A 14155-nucleotide genomic window follows, 5' to 3' on the forward strand; every position below is an offset into this window, starting at 1 on the left:
ACCCGGTGCCTTCCTGGGCTAGACCGGCAGCCGCCCCGCCAGCCCCGGGTCCGCCAGGCCCGCGTGCGGGTCGCCGTCCGCCGCCAGGCGCTGCGCGACGGCGTCCGGGGTGAACACCAGGTCCTCCGGGCGCCGGGCGGCGGCGAGTTCGGGCCAGCCGAGCGGGGCCGAGACGGCGGGGGCGGGGCGGGCGCGCAGCGAGTAGGCGGCGACGGTGGTCTTGGCGCTGTTGTTCTGCGACCAGTCGACGAAGACCCGGCCCGGCCGCAGCTCCTTGGCCATCTGGTCCACCACCAGCTCGGGCAGCGCCCGCCGCAGCCGCCGGGCCAGCGCCCTGGCGTACTCGCCCGCCGCCTCGGCCGGGGCGGGTTGCAGCGGCACGCTGAGGTGCAGGCCTTTGCTGCCGGTGGTCTTCGGAAAGGCCGTCAGCCCGTCCTCGGCGAGCAGGTGGCGGGCCGTCAGGGCGACGACGCAGCACTCCAGCAGACCGGTGCCCTCGCCCGGGTCCAGGTCGATGATCAGCCGGTCGTGGGTGGCCGGGTCGGTGCGCCACTGCGGGACGTGGAACTCCAGGCAGCCCAGGTTGGCGGCCCAGAGCAGGGTCGGCAGGTCGTCCACCACCACCTGGGGCATGGTCTCGGTGCGGTGCGTCACCGCCAGCCGGGGCACCCAGTCCGGCGAGCCGGGCGGCACCCGCTTCGCCCAGAAGCGCTGGCCGTCCACTCCCTCCGGCAGCCGCAGGAAGCTGGCCGGCCGGCCCGCCAGCTGCCGCAGCATGGCCGGGGCCACCCGGGTGTAGTAGTGCAGCAGGGCGGCCTTGGTGAAGCCGGTGCCGGGGTAGAGGACGCGGTCCAGGTGGGTCAGGCGCAGCCGGCGCCCGGCGACTTCGGTCACCGTCGCGGTGGGATCGGGCATGGGTCGATGGTGTCAGCCGGACGGCCCGGCGAGTCGGCCGCGACGCGCCGGGCGGATGGCGGATCATGGCGGCATGGACCCGATCGCGGCCCTGGAGCGGATCGCCTTCCTGCTGGAGCGCGAGCAGGCCTCCAGCTACCGGGTGCAGGCCTTCCGCAATGCGGCGGACGAGCTGCGCCCGCGGACCGAGCTGCCCAGGACGGCGGCCGGGCTGGCCGCGCTGCCCGGGCTGGGGCCGGTGACCGCCGGGGTGGTGGCGGAGGCGCTGGCCGGGCGGACCCCCGGGTACCTGGCCGAGGCGGAGCAGCGCGCGGCCCAGGCCCTGCCCGAACTGACCGGCGCGGCGGCCGAGTTGCGGGCCGTGCTGCGCGGCGACTGCCATCTGCACTCCAACTGGTCGGACGGCGGCAGCCCGATCGCCCTGATGGCCCGCACCGCCCGTGAACTCGGCCATGAGTGGGCGGTGTTGACCGACCACTCGCCGCGGCTGACGGTGGCCCACGGGCTCAGCCCCGAGCGGTTGCGCCGGCAGCTGGAGGTGGTGGCCGGGCTGAACGAGGAGTTGGCGCCGTTCCGGCTGCTGACCGGCATCGAGTGCGACATCCTGGAGGACGGCTCGCTGGACCAGGAGCCGGAGCTGCTGGCCGAGTTGGACCTGGTGGTGGCCTCCGTCCACTCCAAGCTGCGGATGCCGGCCGGGCCGATGACCCGGCGGATGCTGGCCGCGGTGGCCAATCCGCTGGTGGACGTGCTGGGCCACTGCACCGGACGGCTGCTGGGCAAGGAGGGCGGGGTGCGCGGCGGCGGGAAGCCGCGCCCGGAGTCGGAGTTCGACGCGGCGGCGGTGTTCGCCGCCTGTGCCGAGCACGGCACCGCCGTGGAGATCAACTCCCGTCCGGAGCGCCGGGATCCGCCGCTGCGGCTGCTGCGCGAGGCGGAGCGGGCGGGCTGCCTGTTCGCGCTGGACACCGACGCCCACGCACCCGGCCAGCTCGCCTGGCAGGACTACGGCTGCCTGCGCGCGGCCGAGGCGGGGGTGCCGCCGGAGCGGGTGGTGACCACCTGGCCGGTGGAGCGCCTGCTGGAGTGGACCCGCGCGAGCCGCCGGGGCTGACGGTCCCGGCGGGCCCACTCCGCTACCGGCCGGAGATCAGCTGGACATCGCGCAGCCGCCGGCCGCGTTGCTCCAGGTGGGCTGCATCGCGAAGGAGCCGGTGGGCAGGCTGACCGCGGCCAGGTTCTGCCAGGCGCACAGGTCGCCGTTCTCCTCGCCGTCGGAGGCGACCCAGCCGCTGGACGGCTCCGGGTCGGTCAGGCTCTCGGCGTACTCGTGGCCCTCGACGATGCTGAAGCCGTCGAGCTGGCCGCCCACCGAGTTGGCGCCGCAGCCGGAGCCGGCGTCCAGCACGTAGGGCATGTTGGTGTAGGAGACGGTGCCGTTCCAGTCGTGCCAGGCGCAGAAGCCGCTGTTCGGGAAGCCGTCGGGCGAGGTGCCGCTCGGGCTCATCACCACGATCTGGGCGTCGGTGCCGGAGACGCCGAAGTGCTGGGCGCCGACGTTGGCCTCGGCCGCGATGTCGGCCTGGGCGGCCGAGCCGGGGGCGGCGGCCGAGTCGTCCACCCAGGTGCCGCCGAGCACCGCACCGTTGAACGCCGGGCCGGCACCGCTGCTGTCCGTGTACTGGGAGGTGACGGTGGACCAGGTGTCCTGGCCGGTGCCGAGGCCGTTGAAGAGGTCGGTCTCGTACTGCTGAACGCCGTTGCCGTCGCTATCCCACTGGTTACCCCAGAAGACGAGGTACACGGTGACCTGGTGCTGGACCGGACCGCCGCCGTAGACCAGGTCACCGCCGCCGGCCGCCGGGCGGGCGGCGGTCCGGTGGGCGCTGCCCTTCAACGGGACGACGCCGTGCCGGCCGTGGGTCTCCACCCGCTGCACCTGGCCGTGGGTGGTGACGAGGTGCACGCCGGGGGCGGCGGCGGGCGCCGCGTTGCTGCTGCCGGCGCCGGCCACCAGGCCGGCGGTGGCCAGCGCGGCGGCGGTCGCGATGCCGGTCAGGCGGCGGACGGTACGGGGTTCGCGCGAGTCGCGCATTCCTGGCTCCTCTTGGGGGTGGGGGAACAGGCGGGGACCGGAAGGGGCCGGGTGCGGCCGGACGGGTCCCGTCGAGGTCGGCGGCGGGGCCCGGTGTACCGGGGCCGGCTTTGTGGGGAGCCGGGGGGCTGCTTCCGGGGCCGCTTGACCGGTGTTCATCAAACAGCATCAGGAAGTACTCAGCAAGGGCTCAGGAAGCCTCGCTTCGTCGATTTGGCGAACTGTTGACCTAACGCCAAGAGGCCTGGTGGCGCGCCGGGTTGGCGCTTCGTTGACAGTGGCCCGGCGCCGTCCTAGCGTGGCCCGACACGACTACCGGCCAGTAGGGATCAGCTCGATGGACGCCGAACGCCCCTTTGACCTCGTCCTCTTCGGTGCCACCGGGTTCACCGGTCGGCTCACCGCCGAGTACCTCGCCACGGCCGTGCCGCCGGACTGCCGCTGGGCGCTGGCCGGGCGCAGCCCCGAGCGGCTGGCCGCCGTGCGGAGCGAACTCGCCGCGGCCCACCCCGAGTTGGCCGAGCTGCCGCTGCTCACCGCGGACGCCGGCGACCGGGCCGCGCTCGCCGAGGTGGCCCGGTCCAGCCGGGTGGTCGTCTCCACCGTCGGCCCCTACCTGCGCTACGGCGAGCCGCTGGTGGCCGCCTGCGCCGAGGCCGGCACCGACTACCTGGACCTGACCGGCGAGCCCGAGTTCGTGGACCGGATGTACCTGCGCCACCACGAGCGGGCGGTGCGCAGCGGCGCCCGCCTGGTGCACTCCTGCGGCTTCGACTCGGTGCCGCACGACCTGGGCGTGCGGTTCGCGCTGGCCCAGCTGCCGGTGGCCACCGAGGGCGCCGAGGTCCGGGTGCGCGGCTACGTGCGGGCCGGCGGCAGCCCGTCCGGCGGGACCTTCGACTCCGTGCTGACCGCGCTCTCCCGCCCGCGCGCCGCGCTGCGGACCGCCAAGGAGCGCCGGGCCGCCGACCCCCGCCCGGCCGGCCGGCGGATCAGCACCGCCACCGAGCGCCCGCACTGGTCCACCGAGGCGCAGGCCTGGGCCTGGCCGCTGCCCACCATCGACCCGCAGGTGGTGGCCCGCTCGGCCGCCGCGCTGCCGGAGTACGGTGCCGACTTCCGGTACAGCCACTACGCGGCCGTGCGGCGGCTGCCGGTGGCGCTGGGCGGCACCGCGGCGGTCGGGCTGATCGCCCTCGGGGCGCAGCTGCCCGCCGTCCGCCGGGCGCTCGGACGGCTGCGCGCGCCGGGGGAGGGGCCGAGCGCGGAGCAGCGGGCCAAGGGCTGGTTCGCGGTCAGGTTCGTGGCCGAGGCCGCCGGGGCGACCGTCTACACCGAGGTCTCCGGCGGCGACCCGGGCTACACCGAGACCTCGCGGATCCTCGCCGAGGCCGCGCTCTGCCTGGCGTTCGACCCGGACCTGCCGGTGACGGCGGGCCAGGTGACGCCGTCGGCGGCCATGGGCGAGGCGCTGACCGGGCGGCTGCAGGAGGCCGGGATGCGGTTCCGGGTGTTCGAACAGCCGCCCGCGGGGCCGCCCCGCCGGGTTGTCTGACCTCCGTCCTGAGCTGCGGGGAGTTGTCAGTCCCGGGTGTCAGCATGGCCGTCGACCACTCGAACACGAGGAGGAGCGGCTCCATGGGCACCTGGGACTTCGGACCCTTCGACAACGACGGAGCGGCCGACTTCGCGGACACGCTGGACCGGTCGCCGATCGGAGCGCGCCCCGGCCTGGTCCGCGCCGCGCTGCTGGCGGCGCCGGCCAGCGGGGCTGAGCTGGACGCGGACCTCGGGCAGGAGGCGGTGGCCGCCGCGGCGCTGGTCGCCGCGCGGTGCCGTGGTGGTGAACCGGTGAACCCCGTGTGGGGACCGCAGGAGGAGATCCCCGGGCTGGGTGGCGAGCTGGTCGGTCTCGCGGTGCGCGCGCTGGACGCGGTGACCGGCCCCGGCTCGGAGTTGGCCGAGCTCTGGGCCGAGTCGGGGGAGGGCGAGCGGTGGCAGGAGGTGGTGGCCAGGCTGCGCGGAATATTGGTGGCGGAGCACCTGTGACGGTGTTGTATGTTGTCTCCCGTCAGATGTAAAGAACAGGCAAAAAAGAGCCTGCTGAGGGGGGAGACCGCCATCAACACCGCGATAGCGCGCGCCGTTCGCGCCGCTCTCGTCGCCACCACCGGTGCCGCCGTGCTGACGGCCGGTCTGGCCGCCTGCGGCACCGTCAAGGAGCTGACCGCCGGCCAGAAGGTGTCCGACGCCTTCCAGAAGCTGGGCGAGGGCCAGGACCTGAGCGTGAAGCTCTCGCTGGACGCCACCCCCGAGCAGCTGACCGCCTACTCCAAGGCGGTCGGCGACGGCCCGGACGAGAAGGCCGCAAAGGCGCTGACCGGCCTGACCGTCTCGATCAGCCTGCACGCCGACAAGCCGCTGAAGGACCTCAAGTCCGCCCGCCCGGCGACCGGCGCCTCGCCCGACCCGCAGGCCGAGGCCGAGCTGAAGCAGCTCCACGCCGACTACCTGATCGCCGACCGCAGCGGCGCCGCGCTGGTGGAGCTCCGCCAGGTCGCCGGCCTCACCTACCTGCACGGCGACCTCAAGGCGCTGGCCACCGCGGTCGGCGAGGACCCGGCCTCGGTGACCGAGGGCCTGGACGCCATGGGCAGCAGCCTCGCCCCGCTCAAGGAGGCGCTGAGCGGCGGCTGGGCCGAGCTCGACCCGTCGCTGCTCGCCGACTCCGGCCGCAGGGCGGCGGCGAACGGCGACTCCGGTGCGGCCGCCGCGGCCCAGCCCACGCTGGACCCGAAGGCTCAGCAGAACGTGCTCGACTCGCTGAAGTCCGCCTTCACCGGCGACTTCAGCTTCGAGGCCAAGGGCAAGGCGGACGGCGCCGACCAGATCGCCGTCTCCGCCCCCTTCCGCAAGCTCGCCGACGACCTGCTGAAGGCCGTCAAGCCGGTGACCGACCAGCTGCCGAAGGAGGCCGGCCTCCCGACCTCGGCCCCCACCGACCTCCCGGACAAGAACGTCAGCGCCCTGCTGTCGATCAAGAACGGCGCGCTCACCGGCCTCAGCTTCGACCTGGCCCAGCTGGACAAGAAGGCCCCGGCCGGCACCCAGCTGCCGCTGAAGCTGACCTTCGACCAGACCGCCAAGCAGGTGCAGGCGCCGGAGAAGGCCGTCAAGCTGACCGAGCAGGACCTGACCGCCGCCTTCGGCGCCCTCGCCGGCGGCATGGCGGGCGTGGGCGCGGGCGCCGACGGCAGCGCGCTGACCGGCACCAAGTTCCCCGACACCCCCGCGCCGACGCTGACCGACGCCCAGGTGCAGGAGCTGGTGCAGAAGACCGGCGGCTCGGCGGAGGAGATCCGGGCGATGAACCGCCTGGGCCTCGGCTACGACCAGATCCTGGCGATGGGTCAGGACGGCGGCCAGTCCTGAGCCTCCTACGAGGAGTGAGCGGGCGTCCCTTCCCGGGGCGCCCGCTCGGTCGTTTCACGCCTTGGGTCACGCTTTGAGCGCGGCCTTCCAGACCCAGGAGGTGAGCCGGTCCCGGCCGGGCAGCTCGCCGCGGCCGGTCTGCCAGAGGAGCACCGCCACCGGGTCGCCCGCGGGGGCCTGCGGGAAGAGCCGGTCGAGGACGCGGGCAGCGGCCGGCGCGGGCGGCTGCCAGTCGAGGCCGAGCCCCCGGGCGATGTCATGGGTGTGCAGCAGCACCTCGGCGGTGCCCATCGCGGCGAAGCCGCTCGGGTCGCAGGGGCCCCAGTGCCAGGCCCGGTCGGCGGGGTCGGCGGCGGCAAGCTGGGTGGAGAGCAGGCGGCCGCAAGCGCTGATGATGCGGAGCAGGTCGGCGGGCTCGGCCTGCTGCTGGATCGTGAGGTCGATCGGCAGGTAGGCCTCGGGCGCGGCCCCGGCGAGTTGGGCGGCGTAGGCGAGCAGGTCGTGGGCGATGTGGGCGGCGGTCTCCCGGCAGCTCCAGGTGAGGGAGCCGGCGGGGACGGACCAGTCGGCACCGCTGTGCGGGGCGAGGAGGGCGAGGGTGGCGCGGACGGCCTGGTCGACGTCGGCGGGGCCCATCGGCGAGGGGGAGGACAGGGGGAGCTCCGGGTGGTGATGGTCGGCTGGCGAACTGGAGTACCGGTCGGCTTTCAGTGCGGCGGGTGACCGGGGAGCGGGGCGGGTTCCGGGGTGCGCAGGCCGTCGAGCAGTACGCGCAGGCCACGGCGCCACTGGTCCTCGTCGGCGGTCAGGCCGAGGGTGCGGTGGCCCGTAGTGAGTGAGGCGAGCAGGAACGGCAGGTCCTGCCAGGCCAGGTCCGGGCGGACGGCGCCGGCCTCTTGGGCGCGGGTGACCAACAGGCGGAAGCGGTCGCGCAGTTCGGCGAGCAGGTCGTCCAGGCGCTCGCCGCAGGCGCCGCCGAGGGCGTCACTGATTCCGCAGCTCTCGCCGCGCAGGCCGACGTACTCGGCAGCGAACCCGGAGAGGCCGTGCCAGGGGTCCGGATCGAGCAGGGCCTCGTCGGCGGCTCGGCGGATCTCGCTCAGCACGTCTTCCAGGATCGCCATCAGCAGGGCCTCGCGGGACGGGACACGGCGGTAGAACGTGCCGATGCCGACCCCCGCGCGGGCCGCGATCTCGTGGGCCGAGGCATCCGCGCCGATCTCGGCGATCGCCAGCCGGGCCGCGGCCACCAGGCGCTCCGCGTTGCGCCGGGCGTCGGCGCGGGGCTGACGGCCCGTCGGATCGGCGAAGAGCCGGTCCACGGCGCTCGAATGCGTGTCCATAGGTCGAGCCTACCGGGTGACCCGAAGAACTGGACCGGAGCTGTCCGGTTGGCTACTGTCATCGAGCAAGCGGACAGGAGTTGTCCGTTTCTTTCGAGGGGCGGAGCCTTGCCATGGCGGAGCAGCGGATTCGGGTCGGCATCATCGGAGTGAACCCGCACCAGGGGTGGGCGGCCAGGGCGCACATTCCCGCGCTGCGGTCGCTGCCGGAGTACGAGATCACGGCGGTCGGCACCAGTCGGATCGAGAGTGCGAAGGCGGCCGCCGAGCACTTCGGGGTGGCGCACGCCTTCGCCGACGCGCGGGAGCTGGCCGAGCATCCGGAGGTCGACCTGGTGGTCGTCACGGTCAAGGTGCCCGCTCACCTGGAGCTGGTGAGCGCCGCGCTGGCGGCCGGCAAGCACGTCTACTGCGAGTGGCCGCTGGCCCGCACCACCGCGGAGGCGGAGCATCTGGTCGAGGCCGCCGCCGTGGCCGGGGTGCGCACCGCGATCGGACTGCAGGCCCGATTCGCCCCGGCCCTGTTGCAGGCCCGGGACCTGATCGCCGACGGCTACCTGGGTGAACTCGGCTCGGTGACGGTCTACTCCGGCCGGGCCAAGGGCGCCGGTGAGCGGATGCCGGACTGGGCGCTCTACACCCTGGACCGGGCCAACGCGGCCGGCACCCTGGAGGTGGCGGGCGGCCACACGCTGGACGCGGTGCAGTATCTGGTCGGTGAACTGCTCGAGGTGCGAGGAGAGTTGTCCCAGTGGCGGACCTCGTACCTGGCGGGTGACAGCGACCGCCGGGTGCCGGTCAGCAGCCCCGACCAGGTGCTGGTCGGCGGCACGCTGCCGGGTGGCGCCGTGGTGTCGGCGCACATCCACGACGGCCGGCCGGCCGGGGCCGGTACGCGGATCGAACTGGTCGGCACCGAAGGGGTGCTGACGCTGGAGTCCACCGGCCCGGCCGGGCCCGGCGGCATCCAGATGGGCGGGCTGCGGCTGCTCGGCTCGCGCGAGCTGGGTGGCGAGATGAGCGAACTCGCGCTGCCAGAGAGCTATGTGATGGTGGATCAGGACAGGACCGGGGCGGAGGGCTACCACGTCGGCGAGCTCTACGCCCGGCTCGCCGCCGACCTGCGGGACGGCGGGCGGCGAGTACCGGACTTCGCCGAAGGGCTGCGGCTGCACCGGCTGCTGGACGCGGTGCGGCGGTCGGCCGAGAGCGGCGGTCGGGAGAAGGTGGGCTGAGTTCGGATCACTCGGCCAGCAGCAGCTCCAGCAACTCCTCCGGCGCCTCGCGCACGATGTCGTGGCCGATCGGCAGCTCCAGGGCCGTCCAGCCCGGCTCCTGGCGGATCCGCTCCCAGGTCGGGACGAACGGGGTGCCCACGAAGGCGCTGTGGTGCACGTAGGTGCGGCGCTCGACCTTCTCCTGCGCTCCGGTCAGCCGGATCCGCTGCACCGAGGAGCCCAGTGGGTGGCTGGTGACCCGCGGCTCCTGCTCGCTGAGGATCGGCGGCGGGACCATCGCGTAGCCGTTGCCGCTCGCCGCGTTCAGGATCCGCTGCCGCCAGTCCGCCGGCTGGATGTCGAGCACCGACTCGCCGTCGCGCGGGACGAAGGCGTCCAGGTAGACCAGCGAGCGGATCCGCTCGGGCCGGCGGTCGGCCGCGCCGGTGATCGGCATCCCGCCGTAGCTGTGGCCGACCAGCACCACCTGCTCGGCCTCCTCGGCGTCGACCGCCCGGAGCACGTCCTCGATGTGGGTCTCGAGGTTGACGGAACCGTCCAGCAGGTGGTTGAGCTCGCCGAGGCCGGTGAGGCTCAGCGCGACCGCCCGGTGGCCCTGCTGCCGCAGCCGCTCGGCGATCGGCTCGAACCACCACCCGCCGTGGTAGGTGCCCGGGACGAGGATGTAGGCGGTCATGGCCCGCTCCTTGGGAGTCGAAGATCGCTTCGGGGTCCACTCTGCTCCGGTCGCGGCCATACGTCCAAGAGCTGGATCGGCTGGTGCCCATAACGAACGGTTATCGGGCACTCCGCGGCCGCCACCGTGCGTTGAGCGGGGTGGGAGGTGGCGTGGCCGATGGCGGCGGACGAGGACGACTGGGACGAGGTCGAGCTGGACGAGGCGTTCATCCGTGCCGCGCCGGTGACGGAGCCGTCCGGCCGGGCCCGGATGCTGGCCGCCCGCTGGCGCCGCGAGCCACCGGGCCCCGAACCCTGGCGCTCCGACAAGCCGCCCGCCGGCTGGTTCTGGAGCCGGGCGCGTCGCCGGTGGTGGCGCGGGCGCTGACGGGGTGTGGGCGGGCGCAGGTCATACTGATCAGCTGATGGAGTGATCAGCATGGATGGGGTGGGGTCGATGGCGCGGCGGCAGCGGGAGCAGGCGGCGGGTGCGGGAGAGGCGCGTTGCCGGGTGGCGGTCTGCCGGGGGTGCTGCTGCGGCACGGTGAAGGTCCCGGGGGTGGACCACCGGGGCCAGCTGAACGACCTGCGCCACGGGCTGGCCGGGGTGGCCGAGGTGCGGCCGGTGGACTGCCTGGACGCCTGCGACCGGGCCAATGTGATCGTCGTCCAGCCCTCCGCCGAGGGGCGGCGGGCCGGTGGGCGGCCGGTCTGGCTGGGCTTCGTCAACGACCCGGACGCCGCCCGGGACATCACCGAGTGGGTCGGCGCGGGCGGGCCCGGGTTGGTGGACCCGCCGGCCGTGCTGGAGCTGTACACCTTCGCGCCCTCGCGCCGGGTCCGCGAGACGCTGGAGGGCTGACGGGCGGGCCCGCCTGTGCTGGGGTGGTTCAGGCGTTGGCCAGCCAGAGGTCCGGGCCGAACACCTCGTAGTGGATCGAGGCGGCGGGCACCCCGGCGTCGATCAGCTGGTTGCGGGTGAAGCGCAGGAAGGGCAGCGGCCCGCACAGGTAGGCGGTGGCGCCGGCCGGCACCACCAGCGCGTCCAGGTCGATCAGTCCGGTGCGGTCGGCCGGCCAGTCGGCGTCCGCCGGGTGCTCGTACCAGATGTGCGCCTCGGCCTCCGGCAGTTCCGCGGTCAGCCGGGCCAGCTCGGCGCGGAAGGCGTGCTCGGCGGGGGAGCGGTCGGCGTGCGCGGAGATCACCCGGCGCTTGGAGCCGGTCGCGGCCAGCCGGTCGAGGATGCCGATCATCGGGGTGCAGCCGATCCCGGCGGAGACCAGCAGCACGGGGGAGTCGCCGGCCTCGTCCAAGTGGACGTCGCCGAACGGGCGGCTGACCCGCACCGTGCTGCCCGGCGCGGCGTGCTCGTGCAGGCGGGTGGAGACCTCGCCGTCGCGCTTGACGGAGAACCGCAGGGTTTCGGCGGAGGCGCCGGAGAGGCTGTACTGGCGGATCTGGTGCGCGCCGTCGGCCAGTTCGACCTGGACCGAGACGTACTGGCCGGGCGACTGCGCCGGCGCCGGGGAGCCGTCGGCCGGGCGGACCTCGAAGGTCACCACCTCGGGGGTCTCGTCCCGGCGGCCGACCACAAGGTACTCGCCCCAGACCCCGCCGGCCGGCACGCCGGCCTCCTGGTAGAGCCGGGCCTCGATGGCGATCAGGGCGTTGGCCATCAGCCAGTAGACCTCGTCCCAGGCGGCCGCGACCTCGGGGGTGACGGCCTCGCCCAGCACCTCGGCGATGGCGGCGAACAGGTGCTCGCGCACCACCGGGTACTGCTCGGCGCACACGCCCAGCGAGGCGTGCTTGTGGGCGATCCGGGCGAGCATCGCGTCCGGGCGCTCCTGCGGGCGCTCCAGCAGCGCGGTGGCGAAGGCGGCTATCGAGCCGGCCAGCGCCTGCTGCTGGCTGCCGGCGGCCTGGTTGCCGCGGTTGAAGAGGTCGCGGGCCAGCTCGGGGTGGGCGGCGAAGAGCCGCCGGTAGAAGACCGGGGTGATCTCCCCGATCGCCCCGCCGACGGCGGGCAGGGTGGCGCGAACGGTGGAGGCGGCCTGCGCGGACAGCATCGTGGGCTCCAAAGTGGTAGATGATCTTCGTATTCGACGGCGTGCTGACACCGGATCAATCCCCCGTGCCGACCGGTCAGTCGGCGCGGCGCGGGCTCAGCGAGAGCAGCACCGGGCCGGTCGGCGGGGCCACCAGGTCCTCGATCGAGAGCGGGTCGAGCGCGGCGAAGAACGCCTCCTGGGCTCCGCGCAGCGCTCCGCGCAGCCGGCAGGCGGCACGCAGCGGGCAGGGCGGGTCGTCCTCGCAGCCGACCGGGTCGCCGACCCCCTCCAAGTCCCTGACCAGCTGACCGAGCGAGCCGGTCCGTCCGGCCTGGGTGAGCGCCAGCCCCCCGCCGTTGCCGCGGCGGGCGGTGACCACGCCCAGGTGCTGCAGTCTGCTGACCACCTTCGCGGCGTGCGTGTACGGCACGTCGACGGCGGCGGCCACCTCGCGGGTGGTCGGGTTCTGGTCCTGCAGGACCGCCAAACGCATGGCGATCCGCAGGGCGATGTCGGTCCCCTTGGTCAGTCGCACGCGAAGAGGCTATCAATTGGTATCCGAGAGTCGGATTCGGCAGTGGCCTTTCCCAAGCGGTCCTTGACCCGTCCGGCCCCGCCCGGGTGCGGACGGCACCGCGCGCTGCGACCGTGGCGGTGCGACGGGGGCAGCGGGCAGCGGCGGAGCAGTGAGGAGTGCGGCATGGCACAGGGCGAGGGCGGCTGGACGATGCCCGCGGCGGCGGCCGCCGGACCGCCGGAGTTCCTGCCGGTGCTGGACCTGCCCGAACCGGGCCGGCAGCGCCGGCTCACCGTGGCCTTCCGCTGGCTGATCCTGATCCCGCACTACATCGTGCTCTGGGTGCTCTCGATCGCCGCCTTCTTCGCCGTGGTCCTCGGCTGGTTCGCCGCGCTCTTCACCGCGCGGCTGCCCGGGCCGGTCGCCGGCTACCTGGCCGGGTACCTCGGGTACGACACCCGGCTGATCGCCAGTCAGACCCTGCTGGTGGACCAGTACCCGCCGTTCGCGCTGCGGCTCTCGCAGCCCTACCCGGTCGGGGTCGAGGTGCGGCCCGGGCGGCTCAACCGGGCCGCCGTCTTCTTCCGGCTGGTCCTGATGATCCCGGCCGCCGTCATCAACGGGCTGCTCGGCGCGGGCTGGCTGGTGCTGGCCTTCTTCCTCTGGCTGATCACGCTGGTCGCCGGCCGCCAGCCGCGCCCGGTCTTCGAGGCGACGGCGGCGCTGGCGCGCTACCGGATGCGGTTCATCGCGTACAGCCTGATGCTCAGCTCCGCCTACCCCAAGGGGCTCTTCGGCGACCAGCCCGGCAGCGAACCGCCGGTCTCCGCCACCCGCCCGCTGCTGATGAGCAAGCTCGGCACCGCGCTGCTGATCGCCTACCTGGTGCTCGGCCTGGCCGCCGACGTCAGCAGCTCGGCCTGGCGCGACACCAGCACGCCGACGGACAGCACCACCGTGAACACCCAGGGGCGCTGACCCTCAGCCGAGGAAGCCGCGGAGCAGGGCCGCGGTGCCCTCCAGGTGCTCCTCGGTGGCGCGGCGGGCGGCGGCGACGTCGCCCGCCAGGATCGCGTCCGCCATCGCCCGGTGCTGCAGGGCCGCGTGCTCGATGTTGCGGTCCAGCACGGGGATCGCGTTGAGCAGGTCGTTGAGCCGCATCCGGCTCTGCGCCACGCCCGCGGCCAGCGAGGGGGAGCCGGTGAGCTCGGCGATCGCCAGGTGGAAGCGGGAGTCCAGCCGGCGGTAGTCCTCCGGGCCGGCCGCCTCCAGCGCGGCCAGGCGGTCGCGCAGGTGGGCGCGGTGCTCCTCGGCCAGCGGGCGGCGGGCGGCCTGCTCGGCGGCGCCGGTCTCCAGCACCAGCCGGTAGGTGAGCGCGTCCTCCAGGCCGGCGCCCAGGTCCTCGACGGCCCGGCGCAGGTCGGCCGGGTCGGGCGGCGGCAGCCGGTAGGTGACGAAGGTGCCGCCGTAGCGGCCGCGGCGGGACTCCACGCAGCCGGCGGCCTGCAGCGAGCGCAGCGCCTCGCGCAGGGTCTCCCGGCTGACGCCCATCCGGACCGCCAACTCCCGCTCGGCGGGCAGCCGGTCGCCGTAGCCGAAGACGCCGAGCTTCACCGCCGCGAGGATCCGCTCGACGGTCTCCTCGAAGGTGTTGCCGGTCCGGACCGGGCGGAAGATCGCACCGCCCGCCCAGTCGATCAGCGGGTCGCCGCCGGCTATGTCCACGCGGGAATCGTACCGGGGTGCGATCGGTGGAGGCATGACGCGGCTGAGCGCGGGGGCCTTGACGCGGTGGTGGTCCAGACGGAAGCATGCGCCATACGTCAATGGTCCGGAAACAGGCCATTGCGGCCACTGCGGTGGACGCACGTCTCGGATCCCCCACCGGCCCCTCTTCCCCCAGGGGA

At 74.3% G+C, this 14155-nt stretch carries 16 protein-coding genes; 8 read left to right on the forward strand and 8 right to left on the reverse strand.

What is annotated here, in order from left to right:
- Positions 1 to 18: 18 nt before the first annotated feature.
- Positions 19 to 915 (reverse strand): non-homologous end-joining DNA ligase, encoded by an 897-nt coding sequence (ligD, locus tag ACFYNO_RS13255; RefSeq protein WP_388010188.1) that lies wholly within the window; start codon positions 913 to 915, stop codon positions 19 to 21.
- Positions 916 to 988: 73 nt separating this feature from the next.
- Here ligD and ACFYNO_RS13260 point away from each other — a divergent pair, with 73 nt between their 5' ends.
- A complete protein-coding gene (locus ACFYNO_RS13260) occupies positions 989 to 2029 on the forward strand; it encodes a PHP domain-containing protein (protein WP_388010191.1) in 1041 nt (346 codons plus the stop codon).
- Between the two features lie 36 nt (positions 2030 to 2065).
- Here the strand turns inward: ACFYNO_RS13260 and ACFYNO_RS13265 are convergent, their stop codons facing one another.
- Entirely contained in the window at positions 2066 to 3010 is a 945-nt protein-coding gene (locus tag ACFYNO_RS13265) for a hypothetical protein (protein ID WP_388010194.1), read from the reverse strand.
- Between the two features lie 337 nt (positions 3011 to 3347).
- Between ACFYNO_RS13265 and ACFYNO_RS13270 the strand changes: the two genes are divergently transcribed.
- The 3 genes from ACFYNO_RS13270 (at position 3348) to ACFYNO_RS13280 (ending at position 6442) form a co-directional block, all read left to right on the forward strand.
- A complete protein-coding gene (locus ACFYNO_RS13270) occupies positions 3348 to 4565 on the forward strand; it encodes a saccharopine dehydrogenase family protein (RefSeq protein ID WP_388010197.1) in 1218 nt (405 codons plus the stop codon).
- Positions 4566 to 4648: 83 nt separating this feature from the next.
- Complete coding sequence (locus tag ACFYNO_RS13275; protein ID WP_388010200.1) at positions 4649 to 5059, forward strand: DUF4259 domain-containing protein; 411 nt, start codon at positions 4649 to 4651, stop codon at positions 5057 to 5059.
- 9 nt (positions 5060 to 5068) lie between these two features.
- On the forward strand, positions 5069 to 6442 hold the full coding sequence (locus ACFYNO_RS13280; RefSeq protein ID WP_388010203.1) for a hypothetical protein: 1374 nt from the start codon (positions 5069 to 5071) through the stop codon (positions 6440 to 6442).
- 66 nt (positions 6443 to 6508) lie between these two features.
- Here the strand turns inward: ACFYNO_RS13280 and ACFYNO_RS13285 are convergent, their stop codons facing one another.
- Both ACFYNO_RS13285 and ACFYNO_RS13290 read right to left on the reverse strand, forming a co-directional pair.
- Positions 6509 to 7078, reverse strand: coding sequence for a maleylpyruvate isomerase N-terminal domain-containing protein (locus ACFYNO_RS13285; protein ID WP_388010206.1), 570 nt, complete (start codon positions 7076 to 7078; stop codon positions 6509 to 6511).
- Between the two features lie 71 nt (positions 7079 to 7149).
- Positions 7150 to 7785 (reverse strand): TetR/AcrR family transcriptional regulator, encoded by a 636-nt coding sequence (locus ACFYNO_RS13290; RefSeq protein ID WP_388010209.1) that lies wholly within the window; start codon positions 7783 to 7785, stop codon positions 7150 to 7152.
- Positions 7786 to 7898: 113 nt separating this feature from the next.
- Here ACFYNO_RS13290 and ACFYNO_RS13295 point away from each other — a divergent pair, with 113 nt between their 5' ends.
- Positions 7899 to 9020, forward strand: coding sequence for a Gfo/Idh/MocA family protein (locus ACFYNO_RS13295; protein ID WP_388010212.1), 1122 nt, complete (start codon positions 7899 to 7901; stop codon positions 9018 to 9020).
- Positions 9021 to 9027: 7 nt separating this feature from the next.
- Here ACFYNO_RS13295 and ACFYNO_RS13300 read toward each other — a convergent pair whose 3' ends face one another.
- Entirely contained in the window at positions 9028 to 9699 is a 672-nt protein-coding gene (locus ACFYNO_RS13300; protein WP_388010215.1) for an alpha/beta fold hydrolase, read from the reverse strand.
- Positions 9700 to 9858: 159 nt separating this feature from the next.
- Here ACFYNO_RS13300 and ACFYNO_RS13305 point away from each other — a divergent pair, with 159 nt between their 5' ends.
- Both ACFYNO_RS13305 and ACFYNO_RS13310 read left to right on the forward strand, forming a co-directional pair.
- Positions 9859 to 10068 (forward strand): hypothetical protein, encoded by a 210-nt coding sequence (locus tag ACFYNO_RS13305; RefSeq protein ID WP_388010218.1) that lies wholly within the window; start codon positions 9859 to 9861, stop codon positions 10066 to 10068.
- A gap of 69 nt (positions 10069 to 10137) precedes the next feature.
- The gene (locus ACFYNO_RS13310) at positions 10138 to 10542 is read left to right on the forward strand and encodes a (2Fe-2S) ferredoxin domain-containing protein (RefSeq protein ID WP_388010743.1); all 405 of its coding nucleotides are present in this window, start codon (positions 10138 to 10140) and stop codon (positions 10540 to 10542) included.
- A gap of 28 nt (positions 10543 to 10570) precedes the next feature.
- Here the strand turns inward: ACFYNO_RS13310 and ACFYNO_RS13315 are convergent, their stop codons facing one another.
- Together ACFYNO_RS13315 and ACFYNO_RS13320 are read right to left on the reverse strand one after the other, a co-directional pair.
- On the reverse strand, positions 10571 to 11749 hold the full coding sequence (locus ACFYNO_RS13315) for a globin domain-containing protein (RefSeq protein WP_388010221.1): 1179 nt from the start codon (positions 11747 to 11749) through the stop codon (positions 10571 to 10573).
- Positions 11750 to 11825: 76 nt separating this feature from the next.
- Entirely contained in the window at positions 11826 to 12266 is a 441-nt protein-coding gene (locus ACFYNO_RS13320) for an RrF2 family transcriptional regulator (protein WP_388010224.1), read from the reverse strand.
- A gap of 165 nt (positions 12267 to 12431) precedes the next feature.
- Between ACFYNO_RS13320 and ACFYNO_RS13325 the strand changes: the two genes are divergently transcribed.
- Entirely contained in the window at positions 12432 to 13226 is a 795-nt protein-coding gene (locus ACFYNO_RS13325) for a DUF4389 domain-containing protein (protein WP_388010227.1), read from the forward strand.
- A 3-nt stretch (positions 13227 to 13229) separates the two neighbouring features.
- On the opposite strand, the gene ACFYNO_RS13330 is transcribed toward ACFYNO_RS13325, so the two are convergent.
- The gene (locus ACFYNO_RS13330) at positions 13230 to 13973 is read right to left on the reverse strand and encodes a FadR/GntR family transcriptional regulator (RefSeq protein ID WP_388010230.1); all 744 of its coding nucleotides are present in this window, start codon (positions 13971 to 13973) and stop codon (positions 13230 to 13232) included.
- Positions 13974 to 14155 lie beyond the last annotated feature (182 nt).

Origin of the sequence: Kitasatospora sp. NPDC006697 (assembly GCF_042869935.1) — a bacterium.
Lineage (GTDB): Bacteria > Actinomycetota > Actinomycetes > Streptomycetales > Streptomycetaceae > Kitasatospora.

Excerpts from the sequence above, each read along its gene's own strand:
- ligD (WP_388010188.1), bottom strand. The coding sequence starts at position 915 with ATGCCCGATCCCACCGCGACGGTGACCGAAGTCGCCGGGCGCCGGCTG.
- ACFYNO_RS13260 (WP_388010191.1), top strand. The coding sequence starts at position 989 with ATGGACCCGATCGCGGCCCTGGAGCGGATCGCCTTCCTGCTGGAGCGC.
- ACFYNO_RS13265 (WP_388010194.1), bottom strand. The coding sequence starts at position 3,010 with ATGCGCGACTCGCGCGAACCCCGTACCGTCCGCCGCCTGACCGGCATC.
- ACFYNO_RS13270 (WP_388010197.1), top strand. The coding sequence starts at position 3,348 with ATGGACGCCGAACGCCCCTTTGACCTCGTCCTCTTCGGTGCCACCGGG.
- ACFYNO_RS13275 (WP_388010200.1), top strand. The coding sequence starts at position 4,649 with ATGGGCACCTGGGACTTCGGACCCTTCGACAACGACGGAGCGGCCGAC.
- ACFYNO_RS13280 (WP_388010203.1), top strand. The coding sequence starts at position 5,069 with ATGTTGTCTCCCGTCAGATGTAAAGAACAGGCAAAAAAGAGCCTGCTG.
- ACFYNO_RS13285 (WP_388010206.1), bottom strand. The coding sequence starts at position 7,078 with ATGGGCCCCGCCGACGTCGACCAGGCCGTCCGCGCCACCCTCGCCCTC.
- ACFYNO_RS13290 (WP_388010209.1), bottom strand. The coding sequence starts at position 7,785 with ATGGACACGCATTCGAGCGCCGTGGACCGGCTCTTCGCCGATCCGACG.
- ACFYNO_RS13295 (WP_388010212.1), top strand. The coding sequence starts at position 7,899 with ATGGCGGAGCAGCGGATTCGGGTCGGCATCATCGGAGTGAACCCGCAC.
- ACFYNO_RS13300 (WP_388010215.1), bottom strand. The coding sequence starts at position 9,699 with ATGACCGCCTACATCCTCGTCCCGGGCACCTACCACGGCGGGTGGTGG.
- ACFYNO_RS13305 (WP_388010218.1), top strand. The coding sequence starts at position 9,859 with ATGGCGGCGGACGAGGACGACTGGGACGAGGTCGAGCTGGACGAGGCG.
- ACFYNO_RS13310 (WP_388010743.1), top strand. The coding sequence starts at position 10,138 with ATGGCGCGGCGGCAGCGGGAGCAGGCGGCGGGTGCGGGAGAGGCGCGT.
- ACFYNO_RS13315 (WP_388010221.1), bottom strand. The coding sequence starts at position 11,749 with ATGCTGTCCGCGCAGGCCGCCTCCACCGTTCGCGCCACCCTGCCCGCC.
- ACFYNO_RS13325 (WP_388010227.1), top strand. The coding sequence starts at position 12,432 with ATGGCACAGGGCGAGGGCGGCTGGACGATGCCCGCGGCGGCGGCCGCC.